Origin of the sequence: Pelomicrobium sp. G1, from assembly GCF_051905455.1 — a bacterium.
Lineage (GTDB): Bacteria > Pseudomonadota > Gammaproteobacteria > Burkholderiales > UBA6910 > Pelomicrobium.
Genome location: NZ_JBQACR010000017.1, coordinates 22557 through 37241 on the forward strand (window position 1 = coordinate 22557; position 14685 = coordinate 37241).

Here is a 14685-nt window from a genome sequence, read left to right on the forward strand (position 1 = left end):
GGACGTGGAGCTTTTCCTTGCCGAGGTTGGGATGAAGGCGGCGCAGCCGTCTGATCTCGGCCACCAGCCGCGCATCGGTCTTGGGGGCTCTGAGCCTTTTGGGCGCGCAGGACTTCGCCGCCAGCGCCGCCGGATCGAACCCGGCCTCGCGCAGGGCCTGCTTCCACCGATAAAGCGTCCTTCGGCAAACCCCGAAGGCATCCCGGGTGGCTTGCAGGCCGTGTTTGTCCCAGAAGCGCAGGATTTGGAGTCTTCGTTGGGCATCTTGGGGGGTCATCTCCCAAAGATGCCCGAGCTTCGCTACCCGGTAAAACCCCCGGATTCCGTATCCAATTCCCTGAACTTGCATGGCCCTCCTCCAAACTCGAAGGAGTGCCAAAGGTTTCTGAACTTATGCATCGCGGGGGGCTACGCTGGCGCAGCGTCTGGGCATTGAGAAAGTTACCCGGTGAACAAGTTCATGGCTGGGCCAGGATGGTTCGCCCGTTGCAAGTGCCTGCGTCAGCGCCTCGCGCGCTCCCCACAGCCTGGGCCTTCGGCAGGGGCAGGAGCAGCGCATCGCCGTCACAGGCCGCGCGCTTTGACCGCAGGGGGATCGAGAGTTGCCCCCAAGGATGCTGGACCTCCTCGAATACGATGGAAGCGAGCAGCAGGGTCGACCGACTGCCGTCGGGTTCGCGGATTCCTTGCGGCCACGCCCGCAAGACGAAGCGTCCGGCCCCGCCCGCCCACTGCCCAGCCCGGATCAAGGTGACGGCGGGTCGATGCCCGTCGTGGAACACGGGGACAACGGGCAGCGCCGTTGCGGCCGTGCTCGCCTCGACGAAACCGTTCAGTGTCTCCAGCGACCAGGGCGGCGGTTGTACCCAGCCGTGGCCCTCAAGCTGGGCGGCCAGGGACGCGCCGCTTCCCCGCCATTGCAATAGAAACGGTTCCTCGGCCTCCCCGGCGATGTCGATGCGCGCGGAGGGAAGCTCTCTCCAGCCGCCCTCCCGCCAGGCTGAAGTCAATGTCACGGGTTGAGGGGGCCGCCGGGCGTAGGCCGCCAGGCCGGCTTCGAAGTTGCGAACGACATGCCAGGCGCCCACGAGGACGAAGGCGGTCCCGCACGCGGCGAGCAACCCGAGGACGGCCCGGGAAGGCAGGCCGGTGTCCCGAAAAACCAGCGCGAACGCGGCGGTGACGCCGGCGCCGAAGACCAAGCCGGCGGCGACGTCGGAAGGCCCGTGCGCTGCCAGGTAGACGCGGGAAAACGCGATCGCCGCGATCAAGCCGGCAAGGGTGGCGAGCACGAGCTTCCTGCCGATGCCCTTCAGGCCGCGCGCGAAAAGCCAGCCGAGGGCACCATACAAGGCCGCTGCCAGGGTCGCGTGCCCGCTCGGAAAAGAAAAAGCGCTCGCCCCCCGGGCGAAGTCGATCGGCCGCACCGCGTCGATGACCCACTTCATGCCCTGGACAAAGACCACTGAACTCAGCACAACGACGAGCAGCCCGGCCGCAAGGCGGCCCCGCCGATGAGCCAGCAAGACGGCGGAGGCGACGACGGCGACCGAAGCGGTGACGGAGCTGTCTCCGAGCAGGGTGACGGCGACCATGACCGCATCGGTCCACACCGTCCGCAGCGCTTGCACGAACTGACTGAAAGCGTGGTCAAAGCGGACGAGGGCTCCCCCGCTGACGACACCCTCGAAGAGGGCCGCCAATCCAACGACTGAGCCGATGAGGACCGCCGTCAGAAGGACGAGCAGACGGAAATCGGCATGATCCGCGGAGACCAGCCAAAAGATCGCGCCTGCGGGCCTGCCCCGGCGCGCATCGGCCCACCGTGCCACGGCCGACTGGGCGCGGGGCAAGTAACGCAGGCTCACCGCCACTAGAAATTTCGCGAGCCACACGAGCAGCAAGGCCAACACCGCCAGACCCACCAGGACGATGACGAGGCGTTTGCTGACGAGGCCCAGCCCGCCCAGCGCTGCGCCGGCGAGCACGCCGGGGAGAATGTGCGCCGGGGCCCAAAGCAAAGCCGATGCGATGTTCGCGACATAGAACCGGAGCGGGCGCATGCCCAGGATCCCGGCGACGACGGGCACGATCGCCCGCATCACCGGCACGAAGCGACCGACCACCACGCTGAGCGCGCCGTAGCGTAGGAAAAAGGCCTCGCCCCGGTCGATCAATTCGGGCCGCCGGGAAAACGGCCACCGCTGGCGGATGCTCTCCTTGTAGGCGTGGCCGATCCAGTAGGAGATCCCGTCGCCCACAACCGCACCGGCAACCGCCCAGGCAAGGATCGGCCAGAGCTCGAGGTGCCCGTATCCGACCAGCGCCCCGATACCGATCAGGATCGTGGTGCCGGGCACCAGCGAGCCGACGATGGCGATCGCTTCCGCTGCCGCCGTCAGAAAGGTGATCAAGCCCGCCAGATGCGGATGCAGGCTGACGAAATCGAGAAAACTTTGGATGTCACCGGTCATGTCACGCTCGACGACTCAGTTTGAACGGTCCGGTCGAGCTTGGACGCTGGCTTCGCGCGAGGGCTCCACGCTCCAGGTCTTCGGTACTCCGGCTTCGTACGAGACGGAATACGGCCATCGGGATTCGGGTCACGTGACGTCCACCGTTTGCCCAAACTTATAGGCTCCCCAGCCGAAAGGCAAATCGCCGCTTTCCGGCCTTGGCAGTCGGTTGCGGCCTTTTCTGCCCCGATTCGCACAATCGTCTCCGTGCCCCGCCCACCCTCTTGGCAGCCGGTAGCGCCGGCCCCATATCATGAGCATTCAGGCACTCAAGGAGCATTCATGAACGATTCGCTACATCTCGTCTGCCCCCACTGCCATGCGGTCAACCGCGTGCCCGCGGCCCGGCTGGCGGAGCGCCCGAACTGCGGTCAATGCCACCAGCCGCTGTTCACCGGTCAGCCGGTGGAGCTGACCGCTGCCCACTTCGCCCAGCACATCACGCGCAGCGATATCCCCGTCCTGGTGGATTTCTGGGCACCTTGGTGCGGCCCGTGCCGGATGATGGCACCCCACTTCGCCCAGGCCGCCAAACTGCTGGAGCCCCACGTGCGCCTGGCCAAGGTGAACACGGAGGAAGAACAAGCGCTGAGTGCTCAATACCACATCCGTAGCATCCCGACGCTGGCCCTGTTCAAGGGCGGGGACGAAGTCGCCCGGCAGGCCGGCGCCATGGGAGCGGCAGATATCGTGCGCTGGGTCCAGGCGCAGCGCTGATCCAGACAAAATCACCGCCGGGCGGCCCCTGCTTCCGGCCCCAGCCCAAGAGGAGTGACCGACATGCGCCCAAGTCGAAACCCGTTTCTCTACGGCTTTCTTCTCCTGACGGTTGCCGCAGCCGCCCTGCTGTTCGTATGGCAGGCGCTGCCCTGGATTGAGCAGGCCTTTTGGGGTGTCCAGGCGAGCCCCCGGGTGGTGACGCCCCGAGGGGACCTCGCGGCCGACGAAAAAGCCACCATCGAGCTGTTCGAGAAGACCAAGGATTCGGTCGTCTACATCACCACCCGCGAGCGGGTGGTGGATCTGTGGACGCGCAATATTTTCACCATCCCCCGGGGCACGGGCTCGGGCTTCATCTGGGACGAGAAGGGTCACGTGGTGACCAACTACCACGTGATCGCCGGAGCGTCGGAAGCCCGCGTGCGCCTGAGCGACGGCCGCGACTACGGCGCTGCGCTCGTGGGCGCAAGCCCTGCCCACGATCTGGCGGTGCTGCGCATCGGCGTCGGCCCTAACCGGCCGCCGCCGGTACCCCTGGGAACCAGCCACGACCTCAAGGTCGGGCAGAAGGTGTTCGCCATCGGCAACCCCTTCGGCCTGGACTGGACGCTCACCACGGGCATCGTTTCCGCCCTGGACCGGTCGCTACCCGCGGAGGACGGCCAGAGCCTCATCGAGCACCTGATCCAGACCGATGCCGCGATCAACCCCGGCAACTCGGGCGGCCCCTTGTTGGATTCCGCCGGTCGGCTCATCGGCGTCAACACCGCCATCTACAGTCCCTCCGGGGCCTTCGCTGGCGTGGGCTTTGCTGTCCCGGTGGACACCGTCAACCGGGTGGTGCCCCAGCTCATCGCCCGCGGCAGGTACGTGCGACCCGCTCTGGGCATCGAGGTGGACGAGGGACTCAACCGCGTCATTACCCAACGCCTCGGCGTGGAAGGCGTGCTGGTGCTCAAGGTGAACCCCGGCTCCGCGGCGGAGGCGGCGGGGCTGAGAGGCGCAAGGATGGAGCCCGATGGCCGCTTCGTGCCGGGCGACATCATCACCGGCATCAACGACCAGCCCGTGGACAGCGTGGCGAGACTCCTCGCCCGGCTGGATGACTTCCAGATCGGCGACACGGTCAAATTGAACCTGCTGCGCGAAGGTCGCAAGATCGATGTGAACGTCACCCTGCAGGCGGGAAGCTGAGCGTCAACAGCAAATCAAACGAGCCCCGGATTCTCACCGCTCGAAAGTGGTCTGTCCGTCCGGTCCCCTGCTCGCCTGGTGCTCTGGCTGGATCGCTTTGCACCCAGCTGGATTTCCTGGATGCCTTCCATCAGCGCGTTGTAGCAGCAAGCGTCTAGCGCCGTGCCGACCATGCGGCCCATGATTTCCGCGGCCTCTGGGACCGGGACCGGACCACGGTAGGGCCGCGGGGCGGTGAGGGCATCAAAGATGTCGCTGATGGTGATGATGCGGGTCTCCAGCGTCAGCTCGCTGGCCACCAGGCCTTTCGGATACCCCTTGCCATCCAAGCGTTCGTGATGGGCGCCAGCGATGATGGCGAGTTCCCGGAAAGGTGAAATGCGCGCCAGGATCTCTTCCGTATAGGTGGGGTGCCGGCGGACCTCTTTGCCATTCCTCTGGGGTCAGTGAGCCTTCTTTGTCGAGAATGGAATTGCTCACGCCGAGTTTACCGAGATCGTGGAGCAGAGCACCACGTTTGAGCCAGCGGCGGCGCGAATCCTCGACGCCCATCTTGGTGGCAATGATGTCCGCGTACAGGGCAACCCGTTTACTGTGGCCAGCAGTCCAAGGACTCTTCGCGTCCACCACCTGGCCGAAAGCCTCGGCGATTTCATCAAGTAGGTCGTCGTCAACCATGAGGAACCGGCCTTCCGGTTCCAGTTCCTGCACCAACCGATCCAAATGGTCGACCTTCAGTGATTCCCAGAATACATCGTCGGAAAACAGGCCGGAGGCTACCTCCACCAGTGCTGGATCGAACCAGGTACCGCTGCGATTGCGCAACTCTCGAAGCGCGGCGTTGCGCCCGCCGATTTGATGAAACACATCGATCACCTGCGCCATGAGCGCGATGCGCGCATGGATGGGAATCTCTTCTCCCTTAAGACCCTGCGGCTTGCCGCGGCCGTTCCAGTGTTCGTCAAGAGCGTAAATGCCAGTGGCCACGGCTTCGCCGAAACCCAAGCGCCGGGCAATGTCGGCACCCCGCTCACAGCGGGTCTGGATCAACTCGGTGGCTAGTTTCTCGCCTTCACGGGCGAGCCGCAGCACCCGCTTGAAGCGGTCGGCCAGAGACCCTTTCACGCCGGCATGGTTGAGCACAAATTGCACCAGTTGCACGAGGCTGTCCGTATCCACCGATTTGAAGTCGCGCTTGGTGATGCGGTCGTCCTGGCCATAGAGCTCGCACAGCCGTGCCGCATTGCTGCTGCAGCCAACATCCTTGAGCAACAGTGTGTAGTAAAGATCCCACAAGGTCGCCGGGTCCATCCCGATCCGCTGGCCAATGTGGAAACCGATCCAGCAGCAACGGATGCAGTGTCCCGCGGGCTGGCCCTCAGTAAGGTCGAGCGCGTAAGTGAGGGCGGAAATTATTTCTGCAAGCGCGAAATCGGTTTGCGCCTTGGATTGGATTTGCTGGGCTGCGTTCATCGGATTTTCGAGTATCGGGACTGGAAGTGGGTCACTGGCACCATCGTGGATACCATCCTCATCAACGTCCCGTTTTCGGCCAGGAACAAAGGTCAGAATCGACGAAGCGCAACACTCGAAGAACAAAACCAAGTCGAAGGCACGGAGTGAGGTAGAGCCTCTGATTCGCGAAATCAAGCACCCGTCAACTTATCGGGTGATGACGTCGCGATGCATCGGTGCTAGCTTGGCGAGCAGCTTGTTTTGGGCGCGGAAAGGCACCTGGTGTTTATCCATGGCGATTTGCAGGTTTTCCACCAAGGCGTTGAAATGCTCCTGGCGGATGGCGAGATGGGCGTGGGCCTGCTTCATGTCCAGGCCGCCGTACTTGCAGGGCCCGCCCAGGAGCTCGCAAAACTGCTCCACCAGCTGCGCCTTGATCCGCTCTTGGTTCGCCTTCTCGAAAAAAGGCCGGGTGCGAGGATCGGCGAGCAGGTTGTTCATGAAATCGTCCATGATGCGCACGAGCCCCGGCCTCTCGCCGAAATCCTTGTAGAGCGCATCGTCGGCCGATGCCAGGCTACTGCAGCCGAAGACCAACAAGATGAGGACGATCCATCGACGCGAACAGCGGCTGAAGGACATTTCGGACTCTCCTTTGAGCGGGATGCGAGGGCTTTAGAAACCGATTTGAAGGGACAGATAAAGGCCCTTCTGGTCGTCTCGGATCACCACGTTGCCCAGATTGACATAAGCAGCGGTGAGCGACACGTTCTTGGTGGGCGCCCAGGCGACGAAGACGTCCCACCAGTCGTCTTCCTTGGCAATGCCAAGATTGTTCGGCTTGGAGCGATACTCGGCGCCGACCGCCAGGTCGCGGCGCAGTAGCAGCGCCGCGGACCCTTCGAACTGGGGCTTGTAGCGGTCCTCCTTGTCGCCGCCGAAACCCAGGATGCCGAGCTGATTCGCCTTGGTGGCGCGCAGCGTGCCGTTGAGCAACAGGCTCTGATCCAGAAAGAGCTTGGTCGCCGCGATGTAGAAGTCGGTGCCGGAATCGCGCTTCGCTCCCACGGCCCGCACGATTTCGCCCTGATCGTTCTTCTTGTACTGCGCGCCGACGGCAATCTGCGGCAGCCAAGTATCCTGCTCGAGCACCGCGTCTCCCGCGACCTTGACCTTCAGGCCGTAGACATCCACATGGAATTTAAAGCCATCGCCCAGCCCCAGGGCACCGCCGACCGCCCGCGTGTCGAAGCTTTGCCGGGCGTAGGAAAGCTCGACACGATCGTAGAGGCCCACCAGGACACCGGCGGCTTGGAAGCGGTAGTCGCCCGTTCGGGCATGGGTAAAAAAAGCGTTGGCCCCGAGCTGGTCGCGGGTACCGTAGCCGCCGATGACTGCCCAGGGCGTCAGCCCGCCCCCGGCCGCACCCTCGATTTGGGTCACACCTCCGGTCAGCAGCAGTTTGCCGCCACTACCTAACGAGAGGCTATCGGCGTGGACCGCGCCCGCCCACACCATGGCACCGCTCACAATGACCGCCCAGGTACGGCGGGGTTTGCTTCCTTGATCGGGCATGGGAACCTCCCCTTCGCGCTTTCGTCGTTGCAGGGCCCAGAGGGCTTCCCTGCCAGCGCAGCACTCAAGGGAGACACTGAACCGTCAGCCCCGGCGCCATCGCTTGGCATTAACCACAGTACGTTTTAGCGCCCCATTTGGATTCAAGGAGGCTGGCCACGGGGGTTCGACTTCACGCCAGAAAGCTGCCGCGGCGCCGAGGTCGAGGAGCGAGCGGTGGTTGCCCGCCCCAGGCAGCGCTTCGGGAGACTTCAGATCACTAACAGCGGCCGCGTCGATCAGTTCCGGCTCACGAGCGGGATCGAATGGGCCGTTTCGGATGCAGTTCCGACCGCGACCCCGGGCCGCCGCCGTGGAACAAGATCGCCGCCAGCGCCAGCGCGCTGAATGCCGCCCCGACGATGAAGGTCTGTGCTGCGCCGAAGCGATCCCACAGGAACCCCGCCAGGGCGCTGGCGGCGAGCATCGCCACACCGCTCACCAGATTGAAAGGCTCTTCCCCTGATCGAGTGGGTAGCTTAGCCTGTTGAGCCATGAGAGACATAGAGCTGTACGCCCAGATTCTTGGATTGCGGTCGCCGTGGAAGGTGGCCGAGGTGCAGTTGCTGAGCGAAGCCGAGGAGGTTCGGGTTCACGTCGTGCCGGAGCCTGGCGCGACGTGGACGTGTCCGTACTGTGGTCGGCCAAGCCCCGGCTATGACAGCCGGCGGCGCCGATGGCGGCATCTGGATACCTGCCAGTACAAGACGGTGCTGGAGGCGGACGTGCCGCGGGTGCGGTGTGCGGAGCACGGCGTGGTGACGGTGTCTGTGCCGTGGGCCGAGCCGGGTTCGGGCTTCACGGCTTTGTTCGAGGCGCTGATCATCGACTGGCTGAAAGAGGCGAGTACCCAGGCGGTGGCGCGGCAATTGAAACTGAGCTGGCATGCCATCGACAGGGTGATGCAACGCGCAGTGAAACGGGGCATGGCCCGGCGCAAGGTGAGTTCGCCTCAGTATCCGAGTGTGGACGAGACGGCTTTTGCCCGGCGCCATGAATACGTGACGGTGGTGACCGACCAGGAGCGTGGTGTGGTGCTGCACGTGGCGGATGAGCGCAAGACGGAGAGCCTGGCGGCGTACTACGCCGAGCTGAGCGATGAGCAGAAGGCCCGTATCCAGGCGGTGGCGATGGACATGTGGCCGGCCTATATCCGCGCCACCGAGGCGCACATTCCGCAGGCCGAAGAGAAGATCGCCTTCGATAAGTTTCATGTCGCAAAGTATCTGAGCGAGGCGGTGGACAAGGTGCGTCGACAGGAGCATCGCGGCCTGCTGGCCGTGGGCGAAGACTGCCTCAAGGGCAGCAAATATGACTGGCTCACCAATCCGGCCAATAGGACGTGCGCGCAGCAGAATCGGTTTCGTGCATTGCGCGACAGTAGCCTGAAGACGGCGCGTGCCTGGGCCATCAAGGAATTTGCCATGGGCCTGTGGCACTACAACAGCCGCACCTGGGCCGCCAAAGGCTGGGCGCGCTGGCTGGCCTGGGCGGTGCGCAGCCGGCTGGAACCGGTAAAAAGAACGGCTGCGACCATCAAGAAACATCTGTGGGGCATCATCAACGCCGTCGTTTTGAAGGTGCACAACGGCCATGCCGAGAGCATCAACAGCCCCATCCAGCGCATAAAGAGCCGGGCGCTGGGCTTTCGCAATCGAGAGCGCTTCCGCAATGCCATCTACTTTCATCTCGGCGGCCTCGACCTATACCCGGCTCGGGTCGGAAATTGGTGATTCAACCCACTCGATTTGCTGAAGACCCAATATGTCGAGCGGGCACGCACCAATAGCATGTCGGGCAGTAATCGGTGCGCCATAACGGAGTAAAATGCATTTGAGAGGCAAATCCACATGCTAGATCCTCGGTCAAAGGAATTCGAGGAGCGGTTTCGGGCGCGATACGAGGCGTTGGTGCCTGTGCCGGCGTTTCCTGGTGAGCGCACCTGGCTCGATAGGGTGTGCACTTGGGAAGAATTCCGTGATCGCGGTCATTATGTCGCTACGATGCTGCGCCATAAGCTGCGCGAAGGGGCAGAAGACTGGGAGAGAGAAGAAATCGCTGCGGCCCCAGAGCTCGCGCGCCTGGTCCTCGAGGCATTCCCGGACTCATAATTTTCTCGCCGGGTAATCGCCCCCGATGACGAGGTACCCTGTTTCCGACGGCATCAAATACCGTTACCGTTCACCTTGCCAGTAAGCCTTGAGTACACGAGAAACGGGCACTCCGAGCTCTATGCGGTAGGGCCTGCTGAACGGCGCATCCAGGGCAAATAAGGCTACCGCATTAGGCGTGAATCTTCGCCTCGCGTGCTGCGCAGCGTATTCCGCCCTATCCATACCATACCGCAAGGCGATATCCTTCCAGCCATGGATGCAGCGCAGGCAGTACTGGTGTAAGGCATCCTCGATGTCCAAAAACCGGTATAGCTTGTCCAGGCTTGGCCGGTAGCCCGGAGGGTGCGCCGCACGTGCTCTGTGACCCGCTCGGCAATCCCAGTCGCCACTCCATGATAGTTGATTGCCGCGCTAAGCGATCAGTAGCTCTTGATTAATGCCGCAGCCGGTGCACTGCTCGACCTAACCCATCCTCGGCTTCTACCACCGATCATGATCCGCGCCGACTACGGCGCCCAGACGTCCAGCTCTTCGTCGAGCAGCCGCTCAATGCTTGGGCAGCAGATTTTGCTTGACGTTCTCCCCGCGCCGCGCACCGCCGACAGCGCAAATTACATCAACCGATTACCAGATCGCGCATTTGCACACCTTGCCGCACGCAACTTCTCTCCCCGGTCGCCCTCGCCCGGGCAATCTCACTTTCATACCCCGGCCCGTGGACCCGCATGAATACGGGCCATCGTGCGAAGGGCGCCCTTCGCAGAAACGGAGAACAGAGAGGAAAATGAGGCCCAAACCCGGCCAGACGGGGGGTTCGCCGCCTCGCGCGCCCTTCGCAGGTTTTGCCAAACCCTCGCGAAAACTCGCGTTTTTCTCGGGCGCAAAAAAGCCCGGAGAACGTCCGGGCTCGGGAATCTTGGTGGAGCGGAGGAGGATCGAACTCCCGACCTTCGCATTGCGAACGCGACGCTCTCCCAGCTGAGCTACCGCCCCACGGAGGGGCAACATGATACCGGCAAACGCCGCAGGCGTAAATCGCGGTATCTACGGGCGTTTAGCAGAAGCCCCGCGTCCCCGGTACGCCCAGACCCACAGGGCCACGCCCGCCAGGATCATGGGCACGGACAGCCACTGGCCCATGGTGAGCCCTAAGGCCAGGAAACCCAGGAAGGCGTCGGGCTCCCGGGCAAATTCCACGAGGAAGCGGAAGACGCCGTAGCCTATCAGGAACACCGCCGACACCGCGCCCATCGGCCGCGGTTTGGCCGAGAACCACCAGAGCAGGGCGAATAGGGCAACCCCCTCTAAGGCAAACTCGTAGAGCTGGGAGGGATGCCGGGGAGTCGCATCCACTTGGGGGAAAACCATGGCCCAGGGCACCTCGGTGGGTCGGCCCCACAGCTCCCCGTTGATGAAGTTGCCGATGCGGCCTGCCCCCAGCCCAATGGGCACCAGGGGAGCGACGAAGTCGGTGACGGCGAGCCAGGCAAGCTCGTGACGCCGGGCAAACAGCCAGAGGGCGAAAATCACCCCCAGAAAGCCGCCGTGGAAGGACATGCCCCCTTCCCACAAATAAAGGATGCGCCAGGGCTCGGCGAAATATTCCGCAGGCTTGTAGAAGAGCACGTAGCCCAACCGGCCGCCGAGGATGACGCCCAGCACCGCATAGAAAAGCAGATCGTCCACCGTGCGGGCAGTGAAGCCCAGCTCCGGCCGGGTGCGCGCACGGACCTTGCCGAGCCAAAGCCCTCCGAGAAACCCCACCAGGTACATGAGCCCGTACCAGCGCACGGCGAGCGGCCCGAGCTGGAAGGCCACGGGATCGAACTGGGGATGGACGAGCACGGGGGGGTCGGCGCGGCGTTTGGGCTAAAATTCAAGTTTACCTTGTCGCCGGGACCTCCATAAAGCTTCTTCGCACCGCGTTTTGCGCCCGGCGGCCGACTAAGAAGGAGACCGCACCGTGCCCAACAATCTGCGCAGCCGAATCATCACCCAAGGTGTCGAGCGCAGCCCCAACCGGGCCATGCTCCGGGCCGTGGGCTTCCGCGACGAAGACTTCGACAAGCCCATCGTGGGCATCGCCAACGGCCATAGCACCATGAACCCGTGCAACGCCGGCCTGCAGCCGCTCGCGCTGCGGGCGGAGGCAGCGCTCAAGGAGGCGGGGGCCATGCCCCAGATGTTCGGCGTGCCCACGGTGACCGACGGTATCTCCATGGGCACCGAGGGCATGAAGTACTCGCTCGTCTCCCGCGAGGTGATCGCCGACGCGATCGAGACCGCGGTGCAGAGCCAGTTCATGGACGGGGTGCTGGTGCTGGGCGCCTGCGACAAGAACATGCCGGGAGGCATGATGGCGATCCTGCGCATGAACGTGCCGGCCGTCTATTGCTACGGCGGCACCATCAAGCCCGGCAAGTGGAAGGGACAGGATCTCACCATCGTCTCCGCCTTCGAAGCGGTGGGCGCCTACACCCACGGCAAGATGTCAGAGGAGGACTTCGTCGGCGTGGAGAAGAACGCCTGTCCCACCTTCGGCGCCTGCGGGGGCATGTACACGGCCAACACCATGTCCAGCGCCTTCGAGGCCCTGGGCATGAGCCTGCCCTACTCCTCCACCATGGCCAACCCCGACCCCGAAAAGGCCGACAGCGTGGCCGAGTCGGCCCGGGTGCTGGTGGAGGCGATCAAGAAGCAGATCCTGCCGCGGCAAATCGTGACCCGCGAATCGATCGAGAACGCGGTCGCCCTCATCATGGCGGTGGGCGGCTCCACCAACGCGGTGCTGCACTTCCTCGCCATCGCCCACGCAGCCGAGGTGGAGTGGACCCTGGACGACTTCGAGCGGGTGCGCCAGAAAGTGCCGGTGCTGTGCGACCTGAAGCCCTCCGGCCGCTACGTCACGACCCAGTTCCACCAGGCAGGCGGCGTGCCCCAGGTGCTGAAGATGCTGCTCAACGCGGGGCTCCTGCACGGCGACTGCCTCACCGTCACCGGCAAGACCCTCGGTGAGCTGCTGGAGGGCGTGCCGGACCGGCCGCCCACGGGGCAGGACGTGATCCGGCCCTTCGACAACCCCCTCTATCCCCAGGGGCATCTTGCGATCCTCAAGGGAAATCTCGCCACCGAGGGGTGCGTGGCCAAAATCACCGGCCTCAAAAAAACCTCCATCACCGGCCCGGCCCGGGTCTTCGATTCCGAGCCCGAGGCCATGGCCGCCATCGTCGGCGGCAGGATCCGGCCGGGGGACGTGATCGTGATCCGCTACGAGGGGCCCAAGGGGGGACCCGGCATGCGGGAGATGCTCTCCCCCACCTCCGCCCTCATCGGGGCGGGCTTGGGCGAGTCGGTGGGACTGATTACCGACGGGCGATTCTCCGGCGGCACCTGGGGCATGGTGGTGGGCCACGTGGCGCCCGAGGCGGCGGTGGGCGGCACCATCGCCCTCGTGAAAGAAGGCGACTCCGTCACCATCGACGCGGAGAAGCGGCTCGTCCAACTCAACGTGCCCGACGACGAGCTCGAGCGGCGCCGCCAAGCCTGGCAGCCCCCCAAGCCCCGCTATACCCGGGGCGTGCTGGCCAAATACGCAAGGCTGGTGTCTTCCGCCAGCCGGGGCGCCGTGACGGATTGATTGACGCCTTCCCGAGAGCTCTTCTATGCTGCCGAGACCGCGCCCTCCAACGGCGCTTTCCAGGGAGAGTCCAAAATGATGCGCAAGTTCAATCGGTTCGTCGCAAGCGTCCTCATCGTCTGCACGGCGGGGCTGGGGCTGCCCTTGCCCGCCCAGGCGGGCCTAGTGGGCACCCAGGAAGTGATGGCGAGCGCGCAGCGGAGCGAGATCCAGCGCTATCTTGACCGGCAGGAGGTCCGGGACCAGCTTCAGGCAATGGGTATCGACGCCGCCCTGGTGGAAGCCCGGGTGGCGGCCTTGAGCGACGAGGAGGCGCGGACCCTGGCCGAGCGCTTGAACGCGCTGCCGGCGGGCGGCGACGGGGTGGGCGCGGTGGTGGGCGCTCTCCTCGTCATCTTCGTCATCCTGCTGATTACTGATCTTCTCGGCTGGACCAAGGTCTTCCCCTTCACTCGCACCATTAAGTAGCACCTTGCATGGCAAATCGCTCCCCCGCCTGCGGGCGGGGGCGATGCTCCTTCTCCTCGCCCTGCTCGCTGGCTGCGCGGGGCCCCAAACCGCTCTTCTGGTCAAAGAGCGTCCGGCGGACCTGCCCCAGCGGGCGGAAATCGAATCTGCGCCCTTCTATCCCCAGGAGCGCTACCAGTGCGGCCCCGCGGCTCTAGCCACGGTGCTGGTTCACGCTGGCGTGGACACTTTCCCCGAGGCGCTCGTGCCCCTGGTGTACCTGCCCGCGCGGCAAGGGTCCTTGCAGGCGGAAATGCTGGCGGCCACCCGCCGCCACGGGCTTATCGCCTACCCCCTGGCACCCCGGCTGGAAGACGCGCTGCGGGAGGTGGCGGCGGGCAACCCGGTGGTGGTGCTCCAGAACCTGGCCCTCGATCTCTGGCCCGTCTGGCACTACGCGGTGGTGGTGGGCTACGACCAGGGGGCGCAGGAAATCGTGCTCCGCTCCGGCGTGACCCGGCGGCTTGTCCAGTCGTGGAGTAGCTTCGAGCGCACCTGGGCTCGAAGCGGCTACTGGGCCATGGTGGCCCTTCCCCCCCAGCGGCTGCCCGCCACCGCCCAGGAGAGGACCTACGTGGCGGCGGCGGTGGCCCTGGAGCGGGTGGATCCGGACGCCGCCCGCCGGGCCTACGCCACCGCCCTCGAGCGCTGGCCCCGGAGCCTCACCGCCCGGATCGGGCTGGGGAACACCGCCTACACCCGGGGCGATCTCGCCGGCGCGGAGGCGGCGTACCGGCAGGCCGTCCTGGATTACCCCCAGTCGGCGGACGCCTGGAACAATCTGGCCCAGGTGCTGGTCGAGTCAGGAAAGAAGGCCGAAGCCCTGACCGCCGCGGAGCGCGCGGTTTCCCTGGGCGGCCCCCGGCTGTCCCAGTATCGCGCCACGCTGGAAGCGATCCAGAACGCCCGGTAATTCGCCCGGGTTCGT

General features: G+C 64.8%; 11 protein-coding genes, 1 tRNA gene and 2 pseudogenes. 6 read left to right on the forward strand and 8 right to left on the reverse strand.

Annotated features, from left to right (window positions below):
* Window positions 1-124 precede the first annotated feature (124 nt).
* Together ACTFO6_RS15095 and ACTFO6_RS15100 are read right to left on the reverse strand one after the other, a co-directional pair.
* Window positions 125-349: pseudogene (locus ACTFO6_RS15095) on the reverse strand (helix-turn-helix domain-containing protein); the annotation flags it as partial.
* 109 nt (window positions 350-458) lie between these two features.
* Window positions 459-2474 (reverse strand): VTT domain-containing protein, encoded by a 2016-nt coding sequence (locus ACTFO6_RS15100; RefSeq protein ID WP_439935271.1) that lies wholly within the window; start codon window positions 2472-2474, stop codon window positions 459-461.
* Between the two features lie 324 nt (window positions 2475-2798).
* Between ACTFO6_RS15100 and trxC the strand changes: the two genes are divergently transcribed.
* Both trxC and ACTFO6_RS15110 read left to right on the forward strand, forming a co-directional pair.
* Complete coding sequence (trxC, locus tag ACTFO6_RS15105; protein ID WP_439935272.1) at window positions 2799-3233, forward strand: thioredoxin TrxC; 435 nt, start codon at window positions 2799-2801, stop codon at window positions 3231-3233.
* Window positions 3234-3296: 63 nt separating this feature from the next.
* Window positions 3297-4430 carry a S1C family serine protease gene (locus ACTFO6_RS15110; protein ID WP_439935273.1) on the forward strand — a complete coding sequence of 378 codons (1134 nt, stop codon included), beginning with the start codon at window positions 3297-3299 and terminating at the stop codon, window positions 4428-4430.
* Between the two features lie 14 nt (window positions 4431-4444).
* Here the strand turns inward: ACTFO6_RS15110 and ACTFO6_RS15115 are convergent.
* The 4 genes and pseudogenes from ACTFO6_RS15115 to ACTFO6_RS15130 all read right to left on the reverse strand — a co-directional run bounded on the left by ACTFO6_RS15115 (window position 4445) and on the right by ACTFO6_RS15130 (window position 7932).
* Window positions 4445-5903 (reverse strand): annotated as a pseudogene (locus ACTFO6_RS15115) (HD-GYP domain-containing protein).
* A gap of 189 nt (window positions 5904-6092) precedes the next feature.
* Window positions 6093-6527 (reverse strand): group I truncated hemoglobin, encoded by a 435-nt coding sequence (locus ACTFO6_RS15120; RefSeq protein ID WP_147801039.1) that lies wholly within the window; start codon window positions 6525-6527, stop codon window positions 6093-6095.
* Between the two features lie 33 nt (window positions 6528-6560).
* Window positions 6561-7460: a DUF3034 family protein gene (locus ACTFO6_RS15125; protein ID WP_439935274.1), complete on the reverse strand. Its 900-nt coding sequence runs from the start codon at window positions 7458-7460 to the stop codon at window positions 6561-6563.
* Window positions 7461-7749: 289 nt separating this feature from the next.
* On the reverse strand, window positions 7750-7932 hold the full coding sequence (locus ACTFO6_RS15130) for a hypothetical protein (protein ID WP_439935275.1): 183 nt from the start codon (window positions 7930-7932) through the stop codon (window positions 7750-7752).
* Between the two features lie 61 nt (window positions 7933-7993).
* Here ACTFO6_RS15130 and ACTFO6_RS15135 point away from each other — a divergent pair, with 61 nt between their 5' ends.
* The gene (locus ACTFO6_RS15135; protein ID WP_439935276.1) at window positions 7994-9232 is read left to right on the forward strand and encodes an ISL3 family transposase; all 1239 of its coding nucleotides are present in this window, start codon (window positions 7994-7996) and stop codon (window positions 9230-9232) included.
* Between the two features lie 1298 nt (window positions 9233-10530).
* Here ACTFO6_RS15135 and ACTFO6_RS15140 read toward each other — a convergent pair.
* Window positions 10531-10606, reverse strand: a tRNA-Ala gene (locus ACTFO6_RS15140).
* A gap of 51 nt (window positions 10607-10657) precedes the next feature.
* Complete coding sequence (gene lgt, locus ACTFO6_RS15145; RefSeq protein WP_439935277.1) at window positions 10658-11458, reverse strand: prolipoprotein diacylglyceryl transferase; 801 nt, start codon at window positions 11456-11458, stop codon at window positions 10658-10660.
* A gap of 118 nt (window positions 11459-11576) precedes the next feature.
* Between lgt and ilvD the strand changes: the two genes are divergently transcribed.
* The 3 genes from ilvD to ACTFO6_RS15160 are packed head-to-tail and all read left to right on the forward strand — an operon-like array spanning window position 11577 to window position 14670.
* Window positions 11577-13250 carry a dihydroxy-acid dehydratase gene (gene ilvD, locus ACTFO6_RS15150; protein ID WP_439935278.1) on the forward strand — a complete coding sequence of 558 codons (1674 nt, stop codon included), beginning with the start codon at window positions 11577-11579 and terminating at the stop codon, window positions 13248-13250.
* Window positions 13251-13718 (forward strand): PA2779 family protein, encoded by a 468-nt coding sequence (locus tag ACTFO6_RS15155; protein ID WP_439935279.1) that lies wholly within the window; start codon window positions 13251-13253, stop codon window positions 13716-13718. It begins immediately after the preceding gene.
* A gap of 43 nt (window positions 13719-13761) precedes the next feature.
* Entirely contained in the window at window positions 13762-14670 is a 909-nt protein-coding gene (locus ACTFO6_RS15160) for a PA2778 family cysteine peptidase (protein ID WP_439935280.1), read from the forward strand.
* Window positions 14671-14685: the final 15 nt, after the last annotated feature.

Coding starts and splice junctions, on each gene's coding strand:
- ACTFO6_RS15100 (WP_439935271.1), bottom strand. CDS start 2,474: ATGACCGGTGACATCCAAAGTTTTCTCGATTTCGTCAGCCTGCATCCG.
- trxC (WP_439935272.1), top strand. CDS start 2,799: ATGAACGATTCGCTACATCTCGTCTGCCCCCACTGCCATGCGGTCAAC.
- ACTFO6_RS15110 (WP_439935273.1), top strand. CDS start 3,297: ATGCGCCCAAGTCGAAACCCGTTTCTCTACGGCTTTCTTCTCCTGACG.
- ACTFO6_RS15120 (WP_147801039.1), bottom strand. CDS start 6,527: ATGTCCTTCAGCCGCTGTTCGCGTCGATGGATCGTCCTCATCTTGTTG.
- ACTFO6_RS15125 (WP_439935274.1), bottom strand. CDS start 7,460: ATGCCCGATCAAGGAAGCAAACCCCGCCGTACCTGGGCGGTCATTGTG.
- ACTFO6_RS15135 (WP_439935276.1), top strand. CDS start 7,994: ATGAGAGACATAGAGCTGTACGCCCAGATTCTTGGATTGCGGTCGCCG.
- ACTFO6_RS15160 (WP_439935280.1), top strand. CDS start 13,762: ATGCTCCTTCTCCTCGCCCTGCTCGCTGGCTGCGCGGGGCCCCAAACC.